21 protein-coding genes are annotated in these 21,255 nt (G+C 72.2%); 15 read left to right on the top strand and 6 right to left on the bottom strand.

The genetic code is table 11. The features are described 5' to 3' along the window. Positions 1 to 36: 36 nt before the first annotated feature. From AB0761_RS02345 to AB0761_RS02355, 3 genes are all read right to left on the bottom strand, one after another. The gene (locus AB0761_RS02345; RefSeq protein WP_377267147.1) at positions 37 to 1,713 is read right to left on the bottom strand and encodes a hypothetical protein; all 1,677 of its coding nucleotides are present in this window, start codon (positions 1,711 to 1,713) and stop codon (positions 37 to 39) included. A gap of 283 nt (positions 1,714 to 1,996) precedes the next feature. Next, positions 1,997 to 2,206 carry a hypothetical protein gene (locus tag AB0761_RS02350; RefSeq protein WP_377267148.1) on the bottom strand — a complete coding sequence of 70 codons (210 nt, stop codon included), beginning with the start codon at positions 2,204 to 2,206 and terminating at the stop codon, positions 1,997 to 1,999. A 4-nt stretch (positions 2,207 to 2,210) separates the two neighbouring features. Beyond that, complete coding sequence (locus AB0761_RS02355) at positions 2,211 to 2,681, bottom strand: class I SAM-dependent methyltransferase (protein WP_377267149.1); 471 nt, start codon at positions 2,679 to 2,681, stop codon at positions 2,211 to 2,213. 81 nt (positions 2,682 to 2,762) lie between these two features. On the opposite strand from AB0761_RS02355, the gene AB0761_RS02360 reads away from it, so the two are divergent. After that, positions 2,763 to 3,275, top strand: coding sequence for a hypothetical protein (locus tag AB0761_RS02360; RefSeq protein ID WP_377267150.1), 513 nt, complete (start codon positions 2,763 to 2,765; stop codon positions 3,273 to 3,275). Between the two features lie 12 nt (positions 3,276 to 3,287). Here AB0761_RS02360 and AB0761_RS02365 read toward each other — a convergent pair whose 3' ends face one another. Beyond that, a complete protein-coding gene (locus AB0761_RS02365; RefSeq protein ID WP_377267151.1) occupies positions 3,288 to 4,478 on the bottom strand; it encodes a 4-hydroxybenzoate 3-monooxygenase in 1,191 nt (396 codons plus the stop codon). 271 nt (positions 4,479 to 4,749) lie between these two features. Here AB0761_RS02365 and AB0761_RS02370 point away from each other — a divergent pair, with 271 nt between their 5' ends. Further along, positions 4,750 to 5,667, top strand: coding sequence for a carbohydrate kinase (locus AB0761_RS02370; RefSeq protein WP_377267152.1), 918 nt, complete (start codon positions 4,750 to 4,752; stop codon positions 5,665 to 5,667). A 490-nt stretch (positions 5,668 to 6,157) separates the two neighbouring features. Next, on the top strand, positions 6,158 to 6,754 hold the full coding sequence (locus AB0761_RS02375) for a dihydrofolate reductase family protein (RefSeq protein WP_377267153.1): 597 nt from the start codon (positions 6,158 to 6,160) through the stop codon (positions 6,752 to 6,754). 10 nt (positions 6,755 to 6,764) lie between these two features. Here the strand turns inward: AB0761_RS02375 and AB0761_RS02380 are convergent, their stop codons facing one another. After that, positions 6,765 to 7,211, bottom strand: coding sequence for an Lrp/AsnC family transcriptional regulator (locus AB0761_RS02380; RefSeq protein WP_377267154.1), 447 nt, complete (start codon positions 7,209 to 7,211; stop codon positions 6,765 to 6,767). A gap of 143 nt (positions 7,212 to 7,354) precedes the next feature. On the opposite strand from AB0761_RS02380, the gene AB0761_RS02385 reads away from it, so the two are divergent. From AB0761_RS02385 to AB0761_RS02435, 11 genes are all read left to right on the top strand, one after another. Then, the gene (locus AB0761_RS02385; RefSeq protein WP_377267155.1) at positions 7,355 to 8,239 is read left to right on the top strand and encodes a tryptophan 2,3-dioxygenase; all 885 of its coding nucleotides are present in this window, start codon (positions 7,355 to 7,357) and stop codon (positions 8,237 to 8,239) included. Positions 8,240 to 8,261: 22 nt separating this feature from the next. After that, positions 8,262 to 9,557, top strand: coding sequence for a kynureninase (kynU, locus tag AB0761_RS02390; RefSeq protein ID WP_377267156.1), 1,296 nt, complete (start codon positions 8,262 to 8,264; stop codon positions 9,555 to 9,557). After that, the gene (locus AB0761_RS02395; RefSeq protein ID WP_377267157.1) at positions 9,554 to 10,903 is read left to right on the top strand and encodes an FAD-dependent oxidoreductase; all 1,350 of its coding nucleotides are present in this window, start codon (positions 9,554 to 9,556) and stop codon (positions 10,901 to 10,903) included. The genes kynU and AB0761_RS02395 overlap by 4 nt, the downstream gene beginning before the upstream one ends. Before the next feature lie 59 nt (positions 10,904 to 10,962). After that, positions 10,963 to 12,408 carry a 2-hydroxymuconic semialdehyde dehydrogenase gene (locus tag AB0761_RS02400; RefSeq protein ID WP_377273913.1) on the top strand — a complete coding sequence of 482 codons (1,446 nt, stop codon included), beginning with the start codon at positions 10,963 to 10,965 and terminating at the stop codon, positions 12,406 to 12,408. A gap of 23 nt (positions 12,409 to 12,431) precedes the next feature. After that, entirely contained in the window at positions 12,432 to 13,223 is a 792-nt protein-coding gene (locus AB0761_RS02405) for a 2-keto-4-pentenoate hydratase (RefSeq protein WP_377267158.1), read from the top strand. Next, on the top strand, positions 13,216 to 13,650 hold the full coding sequence (locus tag AB0761_RS02410) for a RidA family protein (protein WP_377267159.1): 435 nt from the start codon (positions 13,216 to 13,218) through the stop codon (positions 13,648 to 13,650). Before AB0761_RS02405 ends, AB0761_RS02410 begins: the two co-directional genes overlap by 8 nt. Beyond that, on the top strand, positions 13,643 to 14,170 hold the full coding sequence (locus AB0761_RS02415; protein ID WP_377267160.1) for a 3-hydroxyanthranilate 3,4-dioxygenase: 528 nt from the start codon (positions 13,643 to 13,645) through the stop codon (positions 14,168 to 14,170). Before AB0761_RS02410 ends, AB0761_RS02415 begins: the two co-directional genes overlap by 8 nt. Next, entirely contained in the window at positions 14,167 to 15,174 is a 1,008-nt protein-coding gene (locus AB0761_RS02420; protein WP_377267161.1) for an amidohydrolase family protein, read from the top strand. The genes AB0761_RS02415 and AB0761_RS02420 overlap by 4 nt, the downstream gene beginning before the upstream one ends. Next, positions 15,171 to 15,932, top strand: a complete 762-nt coding sequence (locus AB0761_RS02425) for an alpha/beta hydrolase (RefSeq protein ID WP_377267162.1) — start codon at positions 15,171 to 15,173, stop codon at positions 15,930 to 15,932. The genes AB0761_RS02420 and AB0761_RS02425 overlap by 4 nt, the downstream gene beginning before the upstream one ends. Positions 15,933 to 16,162: 230 nt before the next feature. Further along, on the top strand, positions 16,163 to 16,786 hold the full coding sequence (locus tag AB0761_RS02430) for a TetR/AcrR family transcriptional regulator (protein WP_377267163.1): 624 nt from the start codon (positions 16,163 to 16,165) through the stop codon (positions 16,784 to 16,786). A 233-nt stretch (positions 16,787 to 17,019) separates the two neighbouring features. Next, positions 17,020 to 18,417 carry a multicopper oxidase family protein gene (locus tag AB0761_RS02435; protein WP_377267164.1) on the top strand — a complete coding sequence of 466 codons (1,398 nt, stop codon included), beginning with the start codon at positions 17,020 to 17,022 and terminating at the stop codon, positions 18,415 to 18,417. A gap of 35 nt (positions 18,418 to 18,452) precedes the next feature. On the opposite strand, the gene AB0761_RS02440 is transcribed toward AB0761_RS02435, so the two are convergent. Further along, positions 18,453 to 19,802: a transaminase gene (locus AB0761_RS02440; RefSeq protein WP_377267165.1), complete on the bottom strand. Its 1,350-nt coding sequence runs from the start codon at positions 19,800 to 19,802 to the stop codon at positions 18,453 to 18,455. Positions 19,803 to 19,961: 159 nt separating this feature from the next. Between AB0761_RS02440 and AB0761_RS02445 the strand changes: the two genes are divergently transcribed. Then, positions 19,962 to 21,128: a hypothetical protein gene (locus AB0761_RS02445; protein WP_377267166.1), complete on the top strand. Its 1,167-nt coding sequence runs from the start codon at positions 19,962 to 19,964 to the stop codon at positions 21,126 to 21,128. The last annotated feature ends 127 nt before the right edge of the window (positions 21,129 to 21,255 follow it).

Below are 21,255 nucleotides of genomic sequence, written 5' to 3' on the forward strand. Positions count from 1 at the left end.
GCGACGCGGGCCGGGGCGCCGGGTCGGGGGCAGGCGTCAGCGGACGTCCACGTAGTCCGACACCTGGTTGCTGTTGAGGTAGGGGGTCTGGGAGTCGGGAAGGATCCTGACAGCCCAGGTACCGTCGACGGTGGCCTGCTCGAAGTCGGCGATGCGGCCCCTGCTGTCGGCGGCCACGTCGTAGAGGTAGCGGTAGGACTTGGCGCCTCGCGGACGGAAGTACAGCGATACCTGCGCGCGGCCCAGCGCCTTCCAGGTGGTGCCGGAGTTGTACTGCACGGTGCCGTTCAAGTGGACCCAGTCGCCCTTGCGGACCGGTTCGGGTGAGGCGTTGAACCCGACGATGCGGGTGGGGTGGCGGTGCAGATGGAAGGTCTTGGTGGTCGAGGAGGCCAGATCCGGATTGCCGTTGAAACGGGCGCGCCAGTAGCCGTCGGCGGGTGCGCCGCTGAGGGTGTGGCTGAACTCCTCGAGATAGAGAGCCTTGTTGTGGCGGATCGTGACAGGAATCGTCGCAGCGCTCTTCCAGCCGGTTCTGCCGTTCTTGGAGTACTCCAGCGTGACGGTGGGCTTGCTGGGCCAGTGCGCACGCTGATCGCTGAACCACACATCGCCGAACACCCGCAGTTTGTCGTCGGTGCCGAGGTCGGCGGCCATGTCGATGTCGGTCGCATAGGCCAGCCGGAGGGTGAGGGGCTGTCTGGCCTGGCTCAGGAACGGTGCGTCGTAGGAGCCGGCGACCACGTCCCCGGAAGGGACGGGCGTGGTGGAGGGAATCCTCAGGGCGTAGTTACCGTCACTGTCGCTGGTGGCGGTGGCGATGATGTAGTCGTAGCCCTTCACATGGCTCACATACTGCAGCGGTACATGGCCGATGGGCATCCAGCCACGGACGGTGAGGACCTGGGTCCGACCGGTGACGGTGACGGGGCCGCCGGTACGGGGGTTGAGCGCATGAGTGCTCACCGAGAACCTGAGGGGAGCTTGGACGGTGGTGACTCCCGACCCAAAAGTGTCGAACTCGAGGGCTCCGGGGTAGGCCGGTGACGGCCCAGGCACCGCGCCCACCTGAAACGAGTGCCGGGCCGGGAGGACGGAGACGGCGAAACGCCCGTTCGGCCCGGTCACGGCTTCGACCGTGCCATGACCGGTGCCGACCTCGACCGTCCCACCCGCCACGGTCACCGGCGCATTGGGATCGCCCGGCGCCTCCGCGACCAGGGTGCCGGTCACCGCGATCCGCTGATGGTTGATGTCGGGTGCGACAGGGGTGATCTTCAGGTCCTGGATCTTCAGCGCCGTACGATAGTGCAGCACCACGCCGTGGCTCAGCCCCGTGGCGATGTCGCCGTCGGCGTCCTCGATGTCGACGGTCACCCGGTAGTCGCCCTGCTGCGGCAGTTGCACCACGGCGCTCCAGACCCCCGATGCGGGGTAGCCGTCCGGGTAAGGCGTGAAGTCGCTCGTGGAGCCGCTCTCCGCCGTGCCGTCAGGGGCGTCCACGGCGAAGAAGTGGGCGGTCACACGGGTGATGGGGCTGTCCGACTGGCCTCGCACATGGAGGATTCCTGGGTGCTGGGGGTCGGCCCAGAGGTTCGCCAACTGCGGTACGCCCGCCGCAGGGTCCTCCGCCTGGGCAGGGGAAGCCCCGGCGGCTGTGGCAGCGGAGAGGGCCGTGGCGATCGCCACGGACAGGGCGGTGGAGCGTCTCATGCCAGTTACCCCCAGCGGGCGATGTGATGAACAGTCAGCAGGCATCCGAGCCCCGGCCGCACGGAGCGTCGCCAGGACCGACAAGAGCCCCCCGCCCAAGTGATCGATCGAACAGTAGCGTGCCGCCCGGGTGGCGGCGCAACCGCCAATTGCGCAGGTCAGCGTGGTCCAGTACCGACATCACGGCGATTGTCGGCATCTGTCCGGCCATCGCCGCCGACGGGCGGTCGCCGTGCTGCCTTGCCCCCAGCGGCCGGTCAGCACGGCTCGCGGACGCTAAGCCTCACGACCTGCCCAGGGCGGCCGGCCTGCGGGCCGGCAGAAGCGCCTGGGACGTGAGCTCGGGGAACGGGCCGTCCTCGTCGCGCTCGCGCAGCACCCGTACACGTACGGTGAGCCCTGCGTCGCGGAGCAGTTCGGCGACCCGGTCCGGCTGCCGGCGGTGGACGTCCAGCGAGATGTCCCGGCCGAACGCCTCCTCCAGGTGCCGCACGTCCTCACCGGCCTGGAACCCCAGCAACAGATGGCCGACGGGGGGCTAGCACCCGGCGGAACTCGGCGAAGACCTGCGGCAGCTGCTCCTGCGGGATGTGGATGGTGGAGTACCCGCTCATCAGGCCGCCGAGGGTGCCGTCCGGCAGGTCCAGGGCCAGCATCGAGCCCACCTCGAACCGCAGGTCCGGATGGGCTTTCTGGGCCGTCTCGACCATCTGCGGCGAGAGGTCGATCCCGAAGGCCGCTGCGCCCAGGCCCCGCAGGTACGCCGTCACCCGCCTGGTGCCGCAGCCGACATCGGCGATCGGGCCGACGCCGAGGTCCTGCACCAGCCCGGCGAACCCCGCAAGCAGCGCGCGCTCCAGCGGCTTGCTGCCCAGTTCGTCGCGGAAGCGGTCGGCGTGGCCGGCGGCCATCGCGTCACAGGAGGCGCGGGTGGCGCGGGTGGCGCGGACGGCGTCGGGTTCGGTCACGGGCGAGCACCCGACTCCGCGGCCACCGGCCGTAGGAGGCCCCGCCCGCACACGGTCGGTGCGGCGCGGGATGATGTCCGTATGCCGACGCCCGAGCAGATGCACAGTCAGCAGCGCCGTACTGTCGCCGGTACCCTCTGGCGCACCCTGGTCACCCTCATCGCCGCGTCGGCGGCGATCGCCGCGGGCGCATGGCTCGGGTCCAAGCTGGTCGGGTACGACGGCCGGCTGGCCTCGGTGCCCACCGTGCCCGCCGGGTTCGCGGTCGGGATCCTCAGCATCGGATGGCTGCGGGCCAGGAACGGCTTTATCGCCGTACCGCTGCTCGGCACCGTGATCGCCGGACAGGCCGGGGCGTTCCTCGTCCACGGGGGTGCACTCGCCGACGGCCGACTCCGGCTGAGCAGTTCGGGCATGGCCGCGTACGAGCAGTATCTGCTGGCCGCCGGGACCGCCGCCGCGCTGGTGTCCGTGGTCGTGGCGGCCGTCAGCGGACACCGCCGTCCCCGGCCGCCGCAGGACGCCCCGGGCACCGAGGCCGAGCCCGGCGGGGCCCGGACCCCGGATGCGGACCCGGGCGCCCCGCTCGGGTGACTCCCGGCCTGCTCAGATGCCGACGTAGTTCTCGGCGAAGTGGTCCTGGTGGCGCCGGGAGTCACGCAGGCTCTCCAGCCGGGCGCGTTGCAGGGCGCGGAGGAACACGGCCTCGTCGTCGTCACCGGACGGGCCGTGCAGCAGGTTGATCATCCAGTGGGAGAACTCCTGGGCCCGCCAGATCCGCGGCAGGCAGTCGGCGGAGTAGCGGGCGAGCAACTGCCCGTCCCCGCCGCCCAGTCGGTCCGCCAGGCCGCGCGCGAGGATCTCGGACTCCATCACCGCCAGGTTGGCGCCCTTCGCCGCGGAGGGGCTGATCAGGCCTGCGGCGTCGCCGACCAGGAACAGCCGGCCGTACTGGATGGGGTCCAGCACATCGGAGCGCATGTCCACCACCCGGCGCTCCAGGATCCCGCCCTCGCGCAGCGGGCCGTGGCGGTCGGCGCGCATCCGGTGGTGCAGTTCCGCCCAGATGCGGTCATGGGTCCAGCTCCCCGGGTCGGTGCCGGCGTCGCACTGCAGGTAGTAGCGGGTAACCTCGGGGCTGCGGGCCATATGGCCGGCGAAGCCGTCCTGGTGGACCGCATAGGCGACGGCAGCCATGCTCTGCGGCGCCGCCGCCAGCAGGGCCAGCCAGGAGACCCCGTGGTCGCGGCGGTAGTGGCGGACGGCCCCGGCGGGGACCGCGCTGCGGGAGATGCCGTGCTGCCCGTCGCATCCGGCGACATAGCGGGCGTGCAGCAGGCGTTCCGAGCCGTCCGGGGTGCGCACTGTGACCGACGCCGAGTCGCCGTCCAGGCCGTCGATGCGCAGGGCGGCGGTGTCGAACCGCAGGTCTCCGCCGCGGGCGAGGAACTCGGCGACCAGGTCGCGGACCAGATCCTGCTGCGGGTAGACGGTGTGCACCTCGCCGCGGCCGAGGGCGCCGTAGGCGAGCTGGAACTCGCCGGAGTCGGTGCGGAAGGCGCAGATGTCGTGCTGCTGCCCGTACATGTGCAGGCCGTCGGCCAGGCCGTGCTCCGTGAGCACCCGGACGGTGTGGGCGGCCAGAAAGCCCGCCCGGGCCCGCTGCTCCACATGGGCCCGGCTCTGCCGTTCGACGACGGTGCAGTCGACCCCGGCGGCCAGCAGCAGGTTCCCGAGCACCAGCCCCGCCGGCCCGGCCCCGATGATCAGCACAGCGGTGCTCTGCTGCGACGTCATGTCCCTCTCCCCCGTATCCCGCCCGGCGGCGGCTCCCCCGGTCCGTGCGGCACCGCCGACCGGCCCTCAGCGGCAGAGCGGCGTCCCACCCGTGTCAACGCATCGGCCACGCACAGGGTTTCCCGGACCGCGCACCGACGGGGCGGCGTCAGGTACAGCACCGCCCACGCCCCGTGCCGGACCGCACCACAGCACAGCACCGGACGGCACCGGACGGCACCGGACGGCACCGGGTCGGCGGCGTCCGCTTCCGATGCGGCAGCATGGCCCCATGAGCTACTTCCTGGTGGTCGGCGAGTGCGTGGCGGACATCGTCCGCTCTCCCGGGCAGCCCGATGTCCCCCACCCCGGGGGCAGTCCCGCCAATGTCGCCTATGGACTGGCCAGGCTGGGCCGCACCACCGCGCTGCTCACCCAGCTGGGTTCGGACCCTGCCGGTGCGATGATCGCCGCGCATCTGCGGTCGGCGGGTGTGGAACTGCTGCTCGACGCCCGGCCTGAAGTGGCCACTCCCACAGCCGTGGTGACGCTGGACGCCCAGGGCCGGGCCTCCTACGACTTCGACATCCACTGGACGCTGGGGCCCGTCTCCGAACCCGCGGGGGTGCGGCATGTCCATCTGGGGTCGATCGGCGCGGTGACGGAGCCGGGCGCATGCGCCGCCCTGGCCGTGGCGGCGCGGCTGCGTGCGGAGGCGACGGTGAGCTATGACCCCAATGTCCGCCCTGCGCTGTTCGGTGAGCGGGGTGCGGCGGTGGCCCGGGTCGAACGGTGTGTGGCACTGAGCGATCTGGTCAAGGCCAGTGACGAGGACCTGGCCTGGCTGTATCCCGGGGAGCCGCTGCAGCGGATCGCCGCCCGCTGGCTCGCCCTGGGCCCCCGTACGGTCTTTGTGACGCACGGCGGTGAGGGCGCGGTCGCCCACACCCTGGACGGCGAGGTCGCCGCTGCGGCGGTGAGCACCGTGGTCGCCGACACCGTGGGGGCAGGCGACTCGTTCATGTCCGCGACCCTCGACGCCCTGGCCGGGCTGGGGCGGCTGGGGGCCGCCGCCCGGGCCGAGCCGGGCCTGGACGAAGCGACGCTGACCGAGGTCCTGCGGCGGGCGTCCACCGCCGCAGCCCTCACGGTCTCGCGTCCCGGCGCCAACCCGCCGGACGGGGCGGAGCTCGCCGCGGCGCTCGGCTGAGACCGCAGCCGTCGCCGTCGAGCGGTGCGGCCGGGCAGAGCGGTGCGGCCGGGCAGAGCGGTGCGGCGCCGGTCGGCCGACGGAGTGTCAGGAGCCGTCGGTGTGCACGGCGTACACCGAGCGGCTGCCGGCGTACTCGCCGACGTTCCAGAGGTGCGCTCGGCAAGGGTGAACTGGCCGGCTGTCACCGTGGCCGCCTGCGCGGTGGAGGGTGCGAGCGCGGCGCCTGCCAGAGCGGCGAACGGTGCGGCCCCCAGGCCCCTGACGAGGGTTCTGCGTGACATGGCCATGGTCGCAGAACGTATGACCCAACGGCTTTGGCGGGCAACCTGCTTCGCCCGCTCCACGGGCAGTCAGGCCCTGGGACGAGCATGATGTGGGGTGCGACCGAGCGGGCATGGAGAACGGACCGCATGACCCTGCGCCCGCCGTCCGGCCGGCGGCCCGGCCGGCGCCGCCACTCCTGTGACCGCCTTCGACAAGGACCGCGATGAGGAAGATCATCCTGATGATGTCGGTGTCCCTCGACGGGTACATCGAGGGACCGGGCCGCCGGATCGACTGGCATCTGGTGGACGACGAACTGCACACCCACTTCAACGACCGGCTGCGAACGATGGGCGCCTTCCTCAACGGACGCGTCACCTATCAGCTGATGGCCGAGTTCTGGCCGACCGCCGACAGCGACCCGGCGAGCACCGGCCCCATGGTGGACTTCGCCCGTATCTGGCGCGACATGCCGAAGATCGTCTTCTCCCGGACCCTGGAGCGGGCCGACTGGAACACCACCGTCGCCCACGAGGTCAGCGTCGAGGAGATCACCGCACTCAAGGCCCAGCCGGGCGGAGACCTGGCGCTGGGCGGCGCCGACCTCGCGGCCGCCTTCCTCCGCCACGACCTGGTCGACGAGTTCTGGATCTATGTCCATCCGGTCCTCATCGGACGTGGCAAACCGCTCTTCCCGGACTCGGCGTCAAAGGTCGACCTCCGACTGGTGGAGACCCGACCCTTCGGCAATGGGGTCGTGCTGCTCCACTACGAACGGATGCCGGCCGGGCGGCCCGAGCCGACCGGACAGGAGGCCTGAGCCCGGCCGGTCAGGAGCCGTCCGGAACCGCGGTGACGGGACGCCAGCCGAGCTGGGTGGAGAGGATCATGGTGCTGGACGGCTGGCCGTACTCGGCCAGCCGTCCGATCAGGGACTCGAACGCCCGCATCGACTCGGCCTCGACCCTGAGGATGCTGCACACATCGCCGGTGACCCGGTGGATCTCCCGGACACCCGGCCAGGTGGCCACCTCGGGGTCGCGCATCACACAGCGGGCGCCGTAGCAGGCCACCCGGACGAACGCGGCCACCGTCCAGCCCGCGGCGGCCGCGTCCACATGGGCGTGGTAGCCGGTGACGACCCCCGACTCCTCCAGTCGCCGCACCCGTTCGGCGACGGCGGGCGGCGACAGATGCACCCTGCGGGAGAGCTCACTGAAGGAGAGCCGGGCGTCGCCCTGGAGCTCCCCCAGGATCGCCCAGTCCATGTCGTCCATGAGGCGCCTTCCATTCGCAAAGTGATCACGGGAATCCAGTTGCAGACCAAAGGTCGAGCAGCGTGATCGCCGTTGATTCAGTATTCCATCCCGCTGCCTCGCAGCGCCATCATGGCCGTGCCAGCGAGGACAAGGATGAGCACATGGAGCAGACCACGCCGCCGCAGGTGCGGCCCGCGACGGCCCGGGAGCGCGCCGAACGGGCGACGGCCACCGGTGGTGCGCCCACCCTGGAATTCGCCGGCCGGGTCCCCTACGACGCCTATGTGCACGCCGAGGACCTGCACCGGCTCCAGCAGCCGCTGAGCGGCGACACCGGGGAGATGTCCTTCCTGGTGATCAGCCAGGTGATGGAGCTCTACTTCGGGCTCACCCGCTTCGAACTGCGCGAGGTCCAGGAGCTGCTCCGCAAGGACGACATCTGGGGCGCGCTGCTGCCGCTGCGCAGGGCCGGGCTGCACCTCGAAGGGCTCAACGCCGGGTGGCGGACGCTGCGCTGGATGACCCCGGCCGACTTCAACCGCTTCCGCAACCTGCTGGGCGAGGGCTCCGGCTTCCAGTCCGCGATGTACCGGCACCTGGAGTTCCTGCTCGGGCTGAAGACGGCCTCGCTGATCCGGCCGTTCAAGCCGCAGCCGGAGGTCCACGCCGAGCTGACCCGGGCGCTCGAGGCGCCCAGCCTCTGGGACGACGTCGTCGCCCTGCTGGCCAGGCACGGCCACGAGATCCCGCAGGAGCTGCTGGACCGGGACTTCTCGGAGGAGCACCAGGTCCACCCCGCGGTCGAAGCGGCCTGGGTGGAGGTCTACCGCGACAGCGGCCCGGACAACCACCTGCGGATGCTCGGCGAGGCGCTGACCGAGGTCGCGGAGCGGTTCGGCGAGTGGCGCCATGCACATCTGACCGCGGTGCGCCGCGCCATGGGTGCCAAACCCGGCAGCGGCGGTTCCAACGGTTTGGCCTGGCTGCAGCGGAGTATGAACCGGGAGGTCTTCCCGGAGCTGTGGTCCGCCCGCACCTTCATGTAGACGCACGTAGAGAGAGACCCCTGTGCACACGCCACTGAAGGCCTCCGAGGAGGAGGCCCGCCGACTGGACGCGGCCGACCCGGGCCACCGCGACCTGTTCCATGTGCCGCCCGCGGACGGCGGCAGCTACCCCGAAACCGCCTACTTCGCCGGGAACTCCCTCGGTCTGCAACCCCGGGCGACCCGCGACGAACTGCTCGCCGACCTGGCGGACTGGGCGCGCCTGGGCGTCGAGGGCCACCTCGAGGCCGGCCGGCCCTGGCTCCCGTACCACGAGCTGCTCACCGGGCCCGCCGCACGACTGGTCGGGGCGCTGCCCGAGGAGACCGTCGTGATGAACTCCCTGACGGTCAATCTGCATCTGCTGATGGTGTCCTTCTACCGTCCGCACGGCGAACGCGTCCGGCTGGTGATCGAGGACAGCGCCTTCCCCTCCGACAGCTACGCGGTACGCAGCCAGGCCCGCTTCCACGGCCTCGACCCGGACGACGCCGTGGTCCGGCTGCGGCCCCGGCCGGGCGAGGACACCCTGCGGACCGAGGACGTCCAGGACTTCCTGGCCCGCGAGGGGCACACCGTCGCCCTGGTGATGCTGGGCGGCGTCAACTACCTCACCGGCGAACTGATGGACATCCCCGCGATCACCGCCGCCGGGCAGGCGGCGGGCGCGGTGGTCGGCTGGGACCTCGCCCACGCCGCCGGCAATGTGCCGCTGCAGCTGCACGACTGGGGCGTCGACTTCGCCGCCTGGTGCTCCTACAAGTACCTCAACTCCGGGCCCGGGGCGCTCGCCGGCGCCTTCGTCCACCAGCGGCACCTGGGCGACCCCGGTCTCCCGCGCTTCGAGGGGTGGTGGAGCACCGAGCCCGGCACCCGCTTTCTGATGGCCCCGGTCGCCGACCCCCCGGCCACCGCCGACGCCTGGCAGGTCTCCAACCCCCCGATCTTCTCCATGGGCCCGGTGCGGACCTCGCTGGAGCTCTTCGACAAGATCGGCATCGCCGCGCTGCGCGAGCGCAGCGAGCGGCTGACCGGCTATCTGGAGCAGCTCCTCGACGAGATCACCCCCACCAGGCCGATCACCGTGGTCACCCCGCGGGACCCGCGGCGCCGAGGCTGCCAGCTGTCACTGCGGATCGGGCCCGGCGCCGGTGACGCGGCCGACCTCGCCCGGCGGCTGCGCCATGAGCACGGCGTGGTCACCGATGTCCGCCGGCCGGACATCGTCAGGGTGGCCCCGGTCCCGCTCTACTCGACGTTCCATGACTGCTGGCGCGCCGTGGACGCGCTGGCCCGGTGCGTGGCGGAGGAATCATGACGAACGGGCACGGGCACGGGCACCGGGAGAAGGAGCCGGTCGCCGTCGTCGGCGCCGGGCTGGCGGGCTGCCTGCTGGCCTGCTATCTGGCGCGCAGCGGCTACCGGGTCGACCTGTACGAGCGCCGCTCGGACCCCCGCGCCGGGACTCCCGAACGCGGCCGGTCCATCAACCTGGCGCTCTCCGAGCGCGGGCTGGACGCGCTGCGCAGAATCGGCCTGGAGGAGCAGGTCATGGCCGACGCCCTGCCGATGCGCGGGCGGATGATCCACCCCGTGGCCGGGCAGCTGGACTTCCAGCAGTACAGCCATGACGGCCTGCGCGCCATCAACTCCATCAGCCGCGGCGCGCTCAACAACGCCCTGCTGGCCGCGGCCGAGGCGGCGCCCGGCGTCACCGTCCGCTTCGACCACCGGCTGACCGGGCTGGACCCGCGCACCGGCGAGATGGTCTTCGCGACCCCCGCAGGCGAGGTGCAGGTCAGCGCCCAGGTGGTGCTGGGCGCCGACGGGGCGGGCTCGGTGGTACGCAGCCGGCTGGCGGCACACCACGGCACCGAGGAGACCACCGACTGGCTGGACTACGGCTACAAGGAGCTGACCGTCCCCGCGGTGAACGGCGAGTTCGCCCTCGACCCCGGGGCGCTGCACATCTGGCCGCGCGGCACCTCGATGATGATCGCCCTGCCCAACCCGGACCGGTCGTTCACCTGCACCATGTTCTGGCCCACCGAGGGGCCGGCCGGCTTCGCCGCCCTGCGCAGCCCGGCCGAGATCGAGGACCACTTCCGCACCCACTACCCCGATGTGGTGCCGCTGGCGCCGGATCTGGTCGACGACTATCTGGGCAACCCGGTCGGCCGGCTGGGCACGGTGCGCTGCTCCCCCTGGCAGCTGGACGGCCGGGTCGCGCTGCTCGGCGACGCCGCCCACGCCATCGTGCCGTTCTACGGCCAGGGTGCCAACTGCGGGTTCGAGGACGTGGTCGAGCTGGACCGCTGCCTGACGGAGACCGGCGGTGACTGGGGACGTGCGCTGCCGCTCTTCGAGCAGCGGCGCAAGGAGAACGCCGACGCGATCGCCGAGATGGCGCTGGCCAACTTCGTGGAGATGCGGGACAAGGTCGCCTCGCCGGTGTTCCGGTTCGTCAAGAGCGTCGAGCATGCGCTGGAGCGGGCGCTCCCCGGCCGGTTTGTGTCCCGCTATGAGCTGGTGTCCTTCTCCACCGTGCCGTATGCGCAGGTGAAGCGGCGGGTGCGGCGGCAGCAGCGAGTGCTGGGCGGGGCCGCGGCGGCGCTGGCGGCCGGTCTGGCCGTCGGCGGATATCTGATCGGGAGGAAGCCGTGAGCAGGGGACTGTGGCATCCGGGGCTGCTGGCCGGCCGTCCGGACGGTGAGCCGGGGCTGCTGCGCAACTTCGTCGGCGGCGCGTTCACCGGCTCCGCGAAGACCTTCACCAAGTCCAGTCCGGTCACCGGGGAGGCCCTCTTCGAGGTCGCCGAGGCCGACGCCGGCACCGTGGACGCCGCGGTGGACGCCGCCCGCGCTGCGCTGCGCGGCCCGTGGGGCCGGATGGGTGAGCAGCAGCGCGCGGCGGTGCTGCGCAGGGTCGCGGACGAGCTGGAACGCCGCTTCGAGGATGTGGTGGCCGCCGAGATCGGCGACACCGGCAAGTCGGTCACCCAGGCCCGTACGCTGGATGTGCCGCGCGGGGCCGCCAACTTCCGGGCCTTCGCCGACATCGCGGCCAGCACCCCCACGGAGTCGTTCACCACGGTCACCGCGGACGGCGGCCGGGCGCTGAACTACGCGGTGCGCAAGCCGGTCGGGGTGGTCGCGGTCATCGTGCCGTGGAACCTCCCGCTGCTGCTGCTGACCTGGAAGGTCGCCCCGGCGCTGGCCTGCGGCAACACCGTGGTGGTCAAGCCGTCGGAGGAGACGCCCTCCTCCGCGACGCTGCTGGCCGAGGTGATGGCCGCGGCCGGGGTGCCCGACGGGGTGTTCAACCTGGTGCACGGCTTCGGGCCGGACTCCGCGGGTGAGTTCCTGACCCGCCACCCCGGGGTGGACGCGATCACCTTCACCGGTGAGTCGGCCACCGGCAGCGCCATCGGCAAGGTCGCCGCGGACGGTGTGAAGGCCGTCTCCTTCGAACTGGGTGGCAAGAACGCCGGGCTGGTGTTCGCCGACGCCGATCTGGACGCGGCCGTCGAGGGTTCGGTGCGCTCCTCCTTCACCAACGGCGGGCAGGTGTGCCTGTGCACCGAGCGGCTCTATGTGCAGCGGCCGGTCTTCGAGGAGTTCGCGCAGCGGCTGGCCGAGCGGGCCGGCGGGCTGGCGTTCGGCTGGCCGTCCGACGAGGCGACCGGCAACATCCCGCTGATCTCACGTCAGCACCGCGAGAAAGTGCTCGGCCACTACCGGCTGGCCCGTGAGGAGGGCGCCACGGTGCTGGCCGGCGGCGGCGTCCCGGTCTTCGGCGACGCCCGCGACGGGGGCTGGTACGTGCAGCCGACGGTGCTGACCGGCCTGGGTCCGCAGACCCGCACCAACCGCGAGGAGATCTTCGGCCCGGTCTGCCACATCGCGCCCTTCGACGACGAGGACGAGGCGTTCGCGCTGGCCAATGACAGCGAGTACGGGCTGGCGGCGACCGTGTGGACCAGGGACGTCGGCCGGGCCCACCGGGCGGGGGCGGCGCTGGACGCGGGCCTGGTGTGGGTCAACACCTGGTTCCTGCGTGATCTGCGCACCCCGTTCGGCGGGATGAAGGCGTCGGGGGTGGGCCGTGAGGGCGGTGTGCACTCGCTGGACTTCTACACCGAGCTGACCAATGTCTGCGTTCAGCTGTGACGACCCCCGAAAGGCTCTCTGACATGGCGTTGCACAACGAGGTGGTGGCCGGGCTCGCCGCCAGGCTGGACGAGGCCGCGGTCGCCGGCACCGCGATCCCCCAGGTGGTCTCGGCGGCCGGGGTGTCGGCGGACGACGCCTATGCCGTCCAGGCCGCGCTGCTGGACCGGCGGCTGGAGCGCGGGGAGCGGCTGGTCGGGCTGAAGATGGGGCTGACCAGCCGCGCCAAGATGGCCCAGATGGGTGTCGACGAGGTCATCTGGGGCCGGCTCACCGACGCGATGGCGATCGCCGACGGCGGCTCGGTGGACATCGGCGGCCTGATCCACCCGCGGGTGGAGCCCGAGGTGGCGTTTCTGATGGGCCGCGACGTGGAGGAGGGCGACGACTTCGCCTCCTCGGTGGAGGCGGTCGCCCCCGCCCTGGAGCTGATCGACTCCCGCTACGCGGACTTCCGCTTCTCGCTCCCCGATGTCATCGCCGACAACACCTCGGCGTCCGGCTATGCGATCGGGCCGTGGCAGCAGCCGCCGGCCGGGCTCGCCGATCTGGCCGTCCGGCTGGAGGTCGACGGGGAGACCGTGGAGAGCGGCTCCACGGCGGCGATCCTGGGCGATCCGCGCAACGCCTTCGACGAGGCGGTGCGGCTGGCCGCACGCCACGGGGTGCGGCTGCGCAAGGGGTGGGTGCTGCTGGCGGGCGCCGCCACCGCGGCCGTGCCGCTGCCGGCCGGGGCCGAGGTGCGGGCCGTGGTCGCCGGGCTGGGCACCGCCACGCTGCGGGCGCTGCCCGGAGGCGGAGGCGACCGTGGGTGAGGCCAGGGTGGTGGCCGGCAAGGCCACCCCGCGGGGGCGGTTTCCGCATGTCAAGGTGGCCGGCGGGCTGGTGTTCGTCTCGGGGACCAGCAGCCGGCTGCCGGACAACTCCATCGCCGGCGCCCGGGTCGACGCCATGGGCACCACCGCGCTGGACATCCGGGTGCAGACCCGGGCGGTCATCGAGAACATCCGTGACCTGCTGCGCGAGGTCGGCGCGGACCTCGACGACCTGGTGCAGGTCACCAGCTATCTGGTCAGTATGAACGACTTCGGCGGCTACAACGAGGTCTACGGCGAGTACTTCGACGAGGCCGGTCCCACCCGCACCACGGTCGCCGTCCACCAGCTTCCGCACCCCCATCTGCTGATCGAGATCCAGGCCGTCGCCGTGCTGCGGCAGGAAGGACGAGGAGACCATGAGTGAGATCGGCGAGCCGGTGAGCTTCCCGGGCTGGATCGAGGACAACCGCCATCTGCTGAAGCCCCCGGTCAACAACCGGCAGATGTTCCCCACCGGCTCCGACTTCATCGTCCAGGTGGTGGGCGGCCCCAACCAGCGCACCGACTTCCATGTCGACCCGTACGAGGAGTTCTTCTACCAGGTCAAGGGCGATATGCACGTCGATCTGATGACCGCGGACGGGCCACGGACGGTGCACATCCGCGAGGGCCAGATGTGGGTGCTGCCGGGCAGCATGCCGCACTCCCCGCAGCGGCCCGACCCCGACTCGATCGGCCTGGTGATCGAGCGGGTCCGCGAGGACGGCACCCTGGAGAAGTTCCAGTGGTACTGCCCGCAGTGCGACGCCCTGGTGCACGAGGCGGAGCTCCAGGTCCGCGACATCGTCGCCGACCTGCCGCCGGTCTTCGCGGCGTTCTACGAGGACACCGCCGCACGCACCTGCGGCAGCTGCGGAGCGCTGCACCCGGGCAGGGCCCGGTGAACGGCCGTCCCGTCGTCGACGTCCACACGCATCTGGTCCCCCGGGGCTGGCCGGAGCTGTCCGGGGCCTGCGGCGGCACCGGCTGGCCGTGGCTGCGGATCGACTCCGAGCGGCATGCCATGATCATGGTCGGTGAGAGCGAGTTCCGCCCGATCGGCGCCGAGTGCTGGGATCCCGCCGTCCGGCTCGCCGACATGGACGAGGACGGCGTGGACCTCCAGGTCGTCTCGCCCACCCCGGTGTTCTTCGGCTACGACCGGCCCGCGCACCAGGCCGTCAAGGTCGCCCGGATCTTCAACGACCTGACCCTGGAGACCGTCGCCGCGGGCGGCGACCGGCTGATCCCCTTCTGCCAGGTCCCGCTGCAGGACCCGGACGCCGCCTGCGCCGAACTCGACCGCTGCCTGGCCGCGGGGCACGCGGGTGTGGAGATCGGCAACCACGTCGGCGACCGCGACCTGGACGACGAGGGTGTCGTCACCTTCCTCCAGCACTGCGCCGCCGTCGGCGCACCGGTCTTTGTGCACCCCTGGGACATGCCCACCGGGCCGCGGCTGGACCGCTGGATGGCGCGGTGGCTCACCGGTATGCCCGCCGAGACGCATCTATCGATCCTCTCCATGGTTCTCGGCGGGGTCTTCGACCGGGTGCCGCAGACGCTGCGGCTGTGCTTCGCCCACGGCGGCGGCAGCTTCCCCTACTGGCTGGGACGCGCCGACAACGCCTGGTGGCGGCGGGGCGATCTGGTGCGCGGCCGCTCGGAGCACCCCCCGAGCCACTACACCGACCGCTTCCTGGTGGACTCCGTGGTCTTCGAGCCCTCCGCACTGCGGCTGCTGGTGGACACCCTCGGCGAGGACCATGTGGTGCTGGGCAGCGACTATCCGTATCCGCTGGGCGAGCGACCCGTCGGGCAGGTGGTCCATGAGTCGGACTTCCTCTCCGACAAGCAGCGGGACAAGCTGCTGTCCGGCAACGCCCTCGGCTTCCTGGGGCGGGCATGAACGCGGAGGACCGTTCGGTGCTCGACCGGGCGGCCCCCGGACCCGATCTGACGCTGCGTTACGGGCCTGCGGCCGAACAGGTCGCGGACGCCTGGCTGGGCGACGCCCGTGCGACGCGGCGGCCGCTCGTCGTCCTGGTCCACGGCGGCTTCTGGCGCCCCGAGTACGACCGTGTGCATCTGCGGCCGCTGGGGATGGCGCTGCGCGACGCCGGATGGACGGTGGTCTCCGTCGAGTACCGGCGCAGCCCCGGCCGTCCCGAGGTGACGGCGGGTGACATCGCGGTGGCGCTGACGGCGATTCCGGCGTCCTCGGCCGCCAGGTGGCACCAGGGTCTGCACAACGGGTCGGTGGTGGTCGTCGGGCACTCCGCCGGCGGCCATCTGGCCCTGTGGTCGGCGTCCGCGGCGCCGGCCCCGGGACTGGTCGGGACCGTCGCCCTCGCCCCGGTGGCGGATCTGGGGCTGGCGCACCGGCTGGACCTGGACGACGGCGCCGTGGCCGACTTCCTCGGCGGCCCGCCCGAGGACAACGGCGACCTGGACCCGGTGCGGCTCGCAGTGCCGGGCGCACCGGTGGTGGTCGTGCACGGCACCGAGGACGGTATCGTCCCGCTCGCCGTCGCCGAGTCCTACACGGCCGCGCACCCCGCCACCCGGCTGGTGGCGCTGCCGGACATCGGCCACTTCGCACTGATCGACCCGCTCAGCGAGGCCTGGGGCACGGTGGTCGACACGCTGGCCTCGTTCGACGCCTGACCATCTGTCACCTTGGGTGCACCGCTGCCGCCCGGGACCCGCAGGCTCTGCGGGTCCCGGGCGGCAGTGCGCATGCCCAGCGGGTGGCCGCCGCCGCCTGCCGGGCCCGGAGTCCTGCACCGGGCGCCAGGTGCGGGCCTTGGCGCCGGTCCGGACCTGCGGATACGGCATCGACGGGGGCCTGGTGCGCGGTCTCCGCGGTGCCGCGGCCGCCCCCTAGAATGCGCCCCATGGACGCCACCCCCTCGACCCGCACCGGAGCCCGCGGCCGCAACCCCCGTGGCCAGGGCGAAAGGCTCCGTGAGGAGATCGTCTCCACCGCGCTCCGGCTGCTGGAGGAGCTCGGCGACGACGAGGCCCTGTCGCTGCGCGCGGTGGCACGCGAGATCGGCATCGCCGCGACCTCCGTCTACATCCACTTCGCCGATCGCGACGCCCTGGTGCTGGCCGCCCTGGAGCGCTGCCACGGTGACCTGCTGGGCGCCGTGGACCGGGCCGAGGCGTCCGCCGCCGACCCGGTGGCCAGGCTGCGCGCCCGTACCCTGGTGCTCGGCGCCTGGGCCCACCAGCATCCGGGTCTGTACAAAGTGCTCCATGAGAGCACCCTCAACCGGCGTACCGGTATGCCCTTCAAGCGCAACTTCTCCATCGGCACCACCGCGGCGGTCCAGCGGTGCATGGACGCCGGTCTTGCGCCCGCGGACGACGCGGCCGCGGTCTCACTCGATCTGCGGGCGGCCGTGCACGGCACCGTCTCCATGCGGGTCAACCAGCCGGACGCGCCCTGGCCGCCGTTGGAGGAGCAGATCGACCGGTTCCTCAGCAAGCTCGTCGGCGTCCGGCCCGCTTCCTGACTCCGGACCGGCGCGGTCCCCCTCCGGCACCGGCAACACCCGGACCCGGCACGGTGCTGCCTGTGAACCGGTCCGCGGCGGACGCCTGTTCGGCCGCGTCTGGTTGCGGGGCCGCGACGCCCCGGCTGTGATGGGCGTGGGGGGCGGCCTCCCCGGCAGGGCGAGTGGGCCGCCCCTCACCCCACCCGTCCGCGAGACGCACAGCGCGGTGCACCGACCCCGGAGGTCCTGCGATGCCGTCCTCGTGCCGACGTCCGCTGAGGCTCACGGCGTCCCTGGCCGCCGCCGCGCTCGCCCTCGCGGCGGCCGGCTGTGCGCCCGGCACGACGGCGCCCCCGGCGGAGCCGGCGGCCCTGGCCGTGGGACCGGCCTCCCCGGCCGGGGCGGCGTCGGCTGCGGGGGGCCGGACCTGGCTGAGCGATCCGCCGCAGCTGGTGAGCCGCAACGGTGTGCTGCGGGCGCGGATCGTCGTGGAGCGGCGCAAGGTGCGGCTGGCCGGCCGGCAGCTGTGGGCGCTCACCTACAACGGCCTGTACATGCCGCCCACCCTGCGGATCCGGCCCGGGGACCGGATGGAACTGGCGATGGAGAACCGGGTGGGTCCGGGCACCAACGTCCATGTGCACGGTCTGCATGTGTCACCGGACGGCCGCTCCGACAACGTCTTCGTCGACATCCTGCCCGGTCACACCTTCCACTACAGCTACCGGTTCCCCGGGAACCTCACCCCGGGCACCTACTGGTACCACTCCCACGCCCATCCGATCTCGGCCGAGCAGGTCGCCGGCGGCCTGTCGGGGATCATCATCGTGGACGGGCTGCGCCACTACCTGCCCCCGGCGCTGCGGCACATCACCGAGCATGTGATCGCGCTCAAGGACTTCCAGGTGCAGGGCGACGCGATCAGGACCAAGGGGCTGAAGATCAGCTCACCCACCACCCGGACCGTGAACGGCCAGCTCGACCCGGCCATCCGGATCCGTCCGGGCGAGACCCAGTTGTGGCGGCTGGCCAACATCGGCGCCAACATCTACTACAAGCTCCGCCTGGCCGGCCACCGGTTCCAGGTCATCGCCCAGGATGGCTACCCCGTCAACCGGGTGTGGACCGCCGCCTCGCTGGTCATCGCCGCGGGCGCCCGCTTCGATGTGCTGGTGCAGGGCGGCGCGCCCGGCACCACCCGGCTGGAGACCCTCCCGTACGACACCGGACCGGCCGGCAACCAGTTCCCCAGGGCGACCCTGGCCACCGTGGTCACCGGCGGGCCGCCGATGCGGCCGGCGGCACTGCCGACGGCCTTCGCGCCCTTCGAGGACCTCAGCGGCGCCAGGATCGCGGCGCGGCGCACCATCGTCTTCAGCGAGGACACCAAGGCCGACCGGTACTTCATCAACGGCCGGCAGTTCGACATGAACCGGGTGGACGTCCACACCGACCAGTTCCAGGTGATGAGCACCAACGGCCGGCCGGAGCACAGCCAGGGGCGGCAGGACATCGTGAACGTCCCGGCCAGGGGCCGGGTCGTCATCCGCATCCCCTTCACCGACTTCACGGGCAGGACCGTGCTGCACTGCCACATCCTCAACCACGAGGACCTGGGGATGATGGCGGTGCTGGAGATCGTCCCCTGACGGCCGGGGCCGGGGCGCAGCCCCGGCCGCAGCGGCTATACCAGTTCCGCGAGGGCCGCGGTGAACACCTCGGTGTGGGTGTCGACGTCCTGCCGGGTGGTGTCCGGGCACATCAGCGCCATGTTGTGGAACGGGGTCAGCAGAATGCCCCGGTTGGCCAGGTACAGGTGGAGGTAGTCCTCCAGCCCGGCATCGGCGACGGCGGCGGACTCCGACCCGGTGCGCGGGGCCGGGGAGGCGAAGCGGTACTCGGCGCGGGCGCCGAGCCGGCTCACCGACCAGGGCAGCCCCTGGGCGTCGATCGCGGCGCACACTCCGGCCTCGAACCGTTCGGCGAGGCCTGCCATCGCGGCGAAGGCCTCGTCGGTGAGGACGTGCTCCAGGGTGGCACGCATCGCGGCGACGGAGAGTGCGTTGCCGGCCAGCGTCCCGCCTACGCCGCCCATGTCCACCAGGTCCAGGTCGCTGCGGTCCAGCAGCCGGTCGGCCAGCTCGGCGGAGAGGCCGTAGGCGCCGGCCGGGATGCCCCCGCCGATGGCCTTGCCGATGGTCAGCATGTCCGGCTCCAGCCCCCAGGCGGCGGTGCAGCCACCGGGTCCGGCGGAGAAGGTGTGGGTCTCGTCGTTGATCAGCAGTACGCCGTGACGACGCGTCAGCTCCCTGACGCCCGCGAGATAACCCGCCTCGGGCAGCACGATGCCGATATTGGTGAGTGCCGGTTCCATCAGCACGGCGGCGACATCACCGTGGGCGAGTTCCCGCTCCAGCTGCGCCAGGTCGTTGAACTCGGCGACCCGGCTGGTCAGGGTGACGTCGCAGGGTGCACCGACATTGCCGGGGCGGGCCGTGCCGCTGCCGTCGGGGCCGACCACGATCAGCGACTCGTCGACGCTGCCGTGGTAGCTGTAGCTGTTCACCAGGATCTTGGGGCGGCCGGTGACGGCACGGGCAAGGCGGATGGCCCAGCGGTTGGCGTCCGTGGCGGTCAGCGAGAAGCTCCAGCGGGCGAGGCCGAAGCGGCGGGTGAGTTCGGCGCCGACCCACTCCGCGTCCTCGGTGGGCAGCATCGCCGTCGCCCCGCCGAGCGTACCGAACCGCCGCTGCACCGCCTCGGCGACCACGGCCGGTGAGTGGCCTGCCATGGCACCGGTGTCGCCCAGGCAGAAGTCGATGTACTCATGGCCGTCGATGTCGGTGATCCGGGCGCCCCGCGCGGTGTCCAGATAGCGCGGAAAGGAGCCGGCGGCGGTCTTGTTCATCCAGGTCATCGGCACCCGGCCGAAGAGATGGTCGGCACGCTCATAGGCGGCCCTGGACCGCGGGTTGCGGCGCCCGGCCTCGGCGCTCTCGCGGGCCAGCAGGTGGGACAGACGGGCTCGGTCCATGGGTGGGGGCCTCTTCTCAGGTCCGTGGGCTGCACCGACCGTAGACGTGAATAGAGCGTGAAGGCAAGGGTCGACAATCGATTCTATCGTTAAGACAACTGATTCGATTGCCATTTTTGGAGGTGCAGCGGCCCCGAGCCAACTGCGATGATCACCGCCATGTCGTCTCCGGTCATCTCCGCTCCGCGCTCCTTCACCTCGGCGTGGCCGCGCGCCGCCGCCGCCCTGGTGATGTTCTCCGCCTATCTGGTGTCGGGGGTCCGCTTCGGCGCCACCGGCATGAGCCCCAAGCTGGCCGTACTGGCGGTCTGCGCCGGAGTCGTGGGGGCGTTCGCCCTCCACGCCGGCTGGGTGTTCTGGTTCGGGGCGCGCTGCGGCGTACATCCCCATGCGGTCGTGCTCGGGCTCGGCCCGGCATGGCGGTCACGGGTCCACGGAGACCGGTTGACGATCCTTCGCCGTGTCCCCCTGCCGCTGCTGCGGGTGGTGCCCGCCTTCCGGTCCGGACCCGGCCTCTCCCTCCGCCTGCGACTCTGGGCGACCACACTGCTCGCCGCCGCACTGGCCGCCGCGGCGCTGCTGGTCGGGACCGGCAGCGGCTTCGGCCTGGGGGCGGGGCTGTCCCTCGGCGGAGTCTCGGTCCTCCTGGTGGCGGCGCAGACCGGCCGGCTGCTGCTGCGGCCGCTCTCCCCGGAGGAACTGGACCGCCGGGGCCGGCTCGCCGGATCGCCGCTGCAGACCGCCGCCGCGCACCTCCTGGCGGGCCGGGTCGCGGATGCGCGCCAGACGCTCGACGCCTGGCAGCGGCCTTCCGGGGAGCCGGGCACCGACGAGCAGATCCTCCGGGCGCGCATCCTCCTGCTGGAGGGCCGCTACCGCGAGGCCGCGGCCGACGCCCGAGCCCTGGCCGAGGTACCGCGCCTCCCCCGCAGGACTCTGGCGCTCACCCGGACGACGGAGGCCCGCGCCCTCGCCTATGCCATCGAACAGGGCGACGCGGGCGACGGTTCCGCCGAGCGCCTCCTCGCCGTGATGCGCGAACTGCGGGACGCGCCCGGCTCGGTGATGTCGGGAACCGACCTCAAGGCGCTCTACTACCTGGCCAAGGGCAACCGGCAGGACGCCCTGTACGAGGCCCGCAGCACTGCCCGGATCGGCGGCGCACCCGCCGAGCGGTGCCTCGCCCTGTGCACCCTGGCCATCGCCCTCCACCGCTCCGGGCATCTCGCGGACGCCCGTCAGACCGCCGTGAGCGCCCGGGTGCTGGCACCCGAGGTCGCCCGGGTCATCACGGTCGAGCGCCTGGTGCTGGCCGACGCCCCCTGAGCCGGAGCGGACGGCGCATCCCCCCGGCGCGCCCTCCGGGGTCCGGTGCACCCAGTACCGCCATGGGTGCAGACCGGTGTCACATGGATGTCATCTGCACACGATATGGTTGCTTGCGTCAACCACC

Source organism: Peterkaempfera podocarpi (assembly GCF_042466665.1).
Lineage (GTDB): Bacteria > Actinomycetota > Actinomycetes > Streptomycetales > Streptomycetaceae > Peterkaempfera > Peterkaempfera podocarpi.

Bases quoted from the DNA above. Each gene is read 5' to 3' on its own strand.
- AB0761_RS02345 (WP_377267147.1), bottom strand. From the start codon at position 1,713: ATGAGACGCTCCACCGCCCTGTCCGTGGCGATCGCCACGGCCCTCTCC.
- AB0761_RS02360 (WP_377267150.1), top strand. From the start codon at position 2,763: ATGCCGACGCCCGAGCAGATGCACAGTCAGCAGCGCCGTACTGTCGCC.
- AB0761_RS02365 (WP_377267151.1), bottom strand. From the start codon at position 4,478: ATGACGTCGCAGCAGAGCACCGCTGTGCTGATCATCGGGGCCGGGCCG.
- AB0761_RS02370 (WP_377267152.1), top strand. From the start codon at position 4,750: ATGAGCTACTTCCTGGTGGTCGGCGAGTGCGTGGCGGACATCGTCCGC.
- AB0761_RS02375 (WP_377267153.1), top strand. From the start codon at position 6,158: ATGAGGAAGATCATCCTGATGATGTCGGTGTCCCTCGACGGGTACATC.
- AB0761_RS02380 (WP_377267154.1), bottom strand. From the start codon at position 7,211: ATGGACGACATGGACTGGGCGATCCTGGGGGAGCTCCAGGGCGACGCC.
- AB0761_RS02385 (WP_377267155.1), top strand. From the start codon at position 7,355: ATGGAGCAGACCACGCCGCCGCAGGTGCGGCCCGCGACGGCCCGGGAG.
- AB0761_RS02395 (WP_377267157.1), top strand. From the start codon at position 9,554: ATGACGAACGGGCACGGGCACGGGCACCGGGAGAAGGAGCCGGTCGCC.
- AB0761_RS02405 (WP_377267158.1), top strand. From the start codon at position 12,432: ATGGCGTTGCACAACGAGGTGGTGGCCGGGCTCGCCGCCAGGCTGGAC.
- AB0761_RS02415 (WP_377267160.1), top strand. From the start codon at position 13,643: ATGAGTGAGATCGGCGAGCCGGTGAGCTTCCCGGGCTGGATCGAGGAC.
- AB0761_RS02425 (WP_377267162.1), top strand. From the start codon at position 15,171: ATGAACGCGGAGGACCGTTCGGTGCTCGACCGGGCGGCCCCCGGACCC.
- AB0761_RS02430 (WP_377267163.1), top strand. From the start codon at position 16,163: ATGGACGCCACCCCCTCGACCCGCACCGGAGCCCGCGGCCGCAACCCC.
- AB0761_RS02435 (WP_377267164.1), top strand. From the start codon at position 17,020: ATGCCGTCCTCGTGCCGACGTCCGCTGAGGCTCACGGCGTCCCTGGCC.
- AB0761_RS02440 (WP_377267165.1), bottom strand. From the start codon at position 19,802: ATGGACCGAGCCCGTCTGTCCCACCTGCTGGCCCGCGAGAGCGCCGAG.
- AB0761_RS02445 (WP_377267166.1), top strand. From the start codon at position 19,962: ATGTCGTCTCCGGTCATCTCCGCTCCGCGCTCCTTCACCTCGGCGTGG.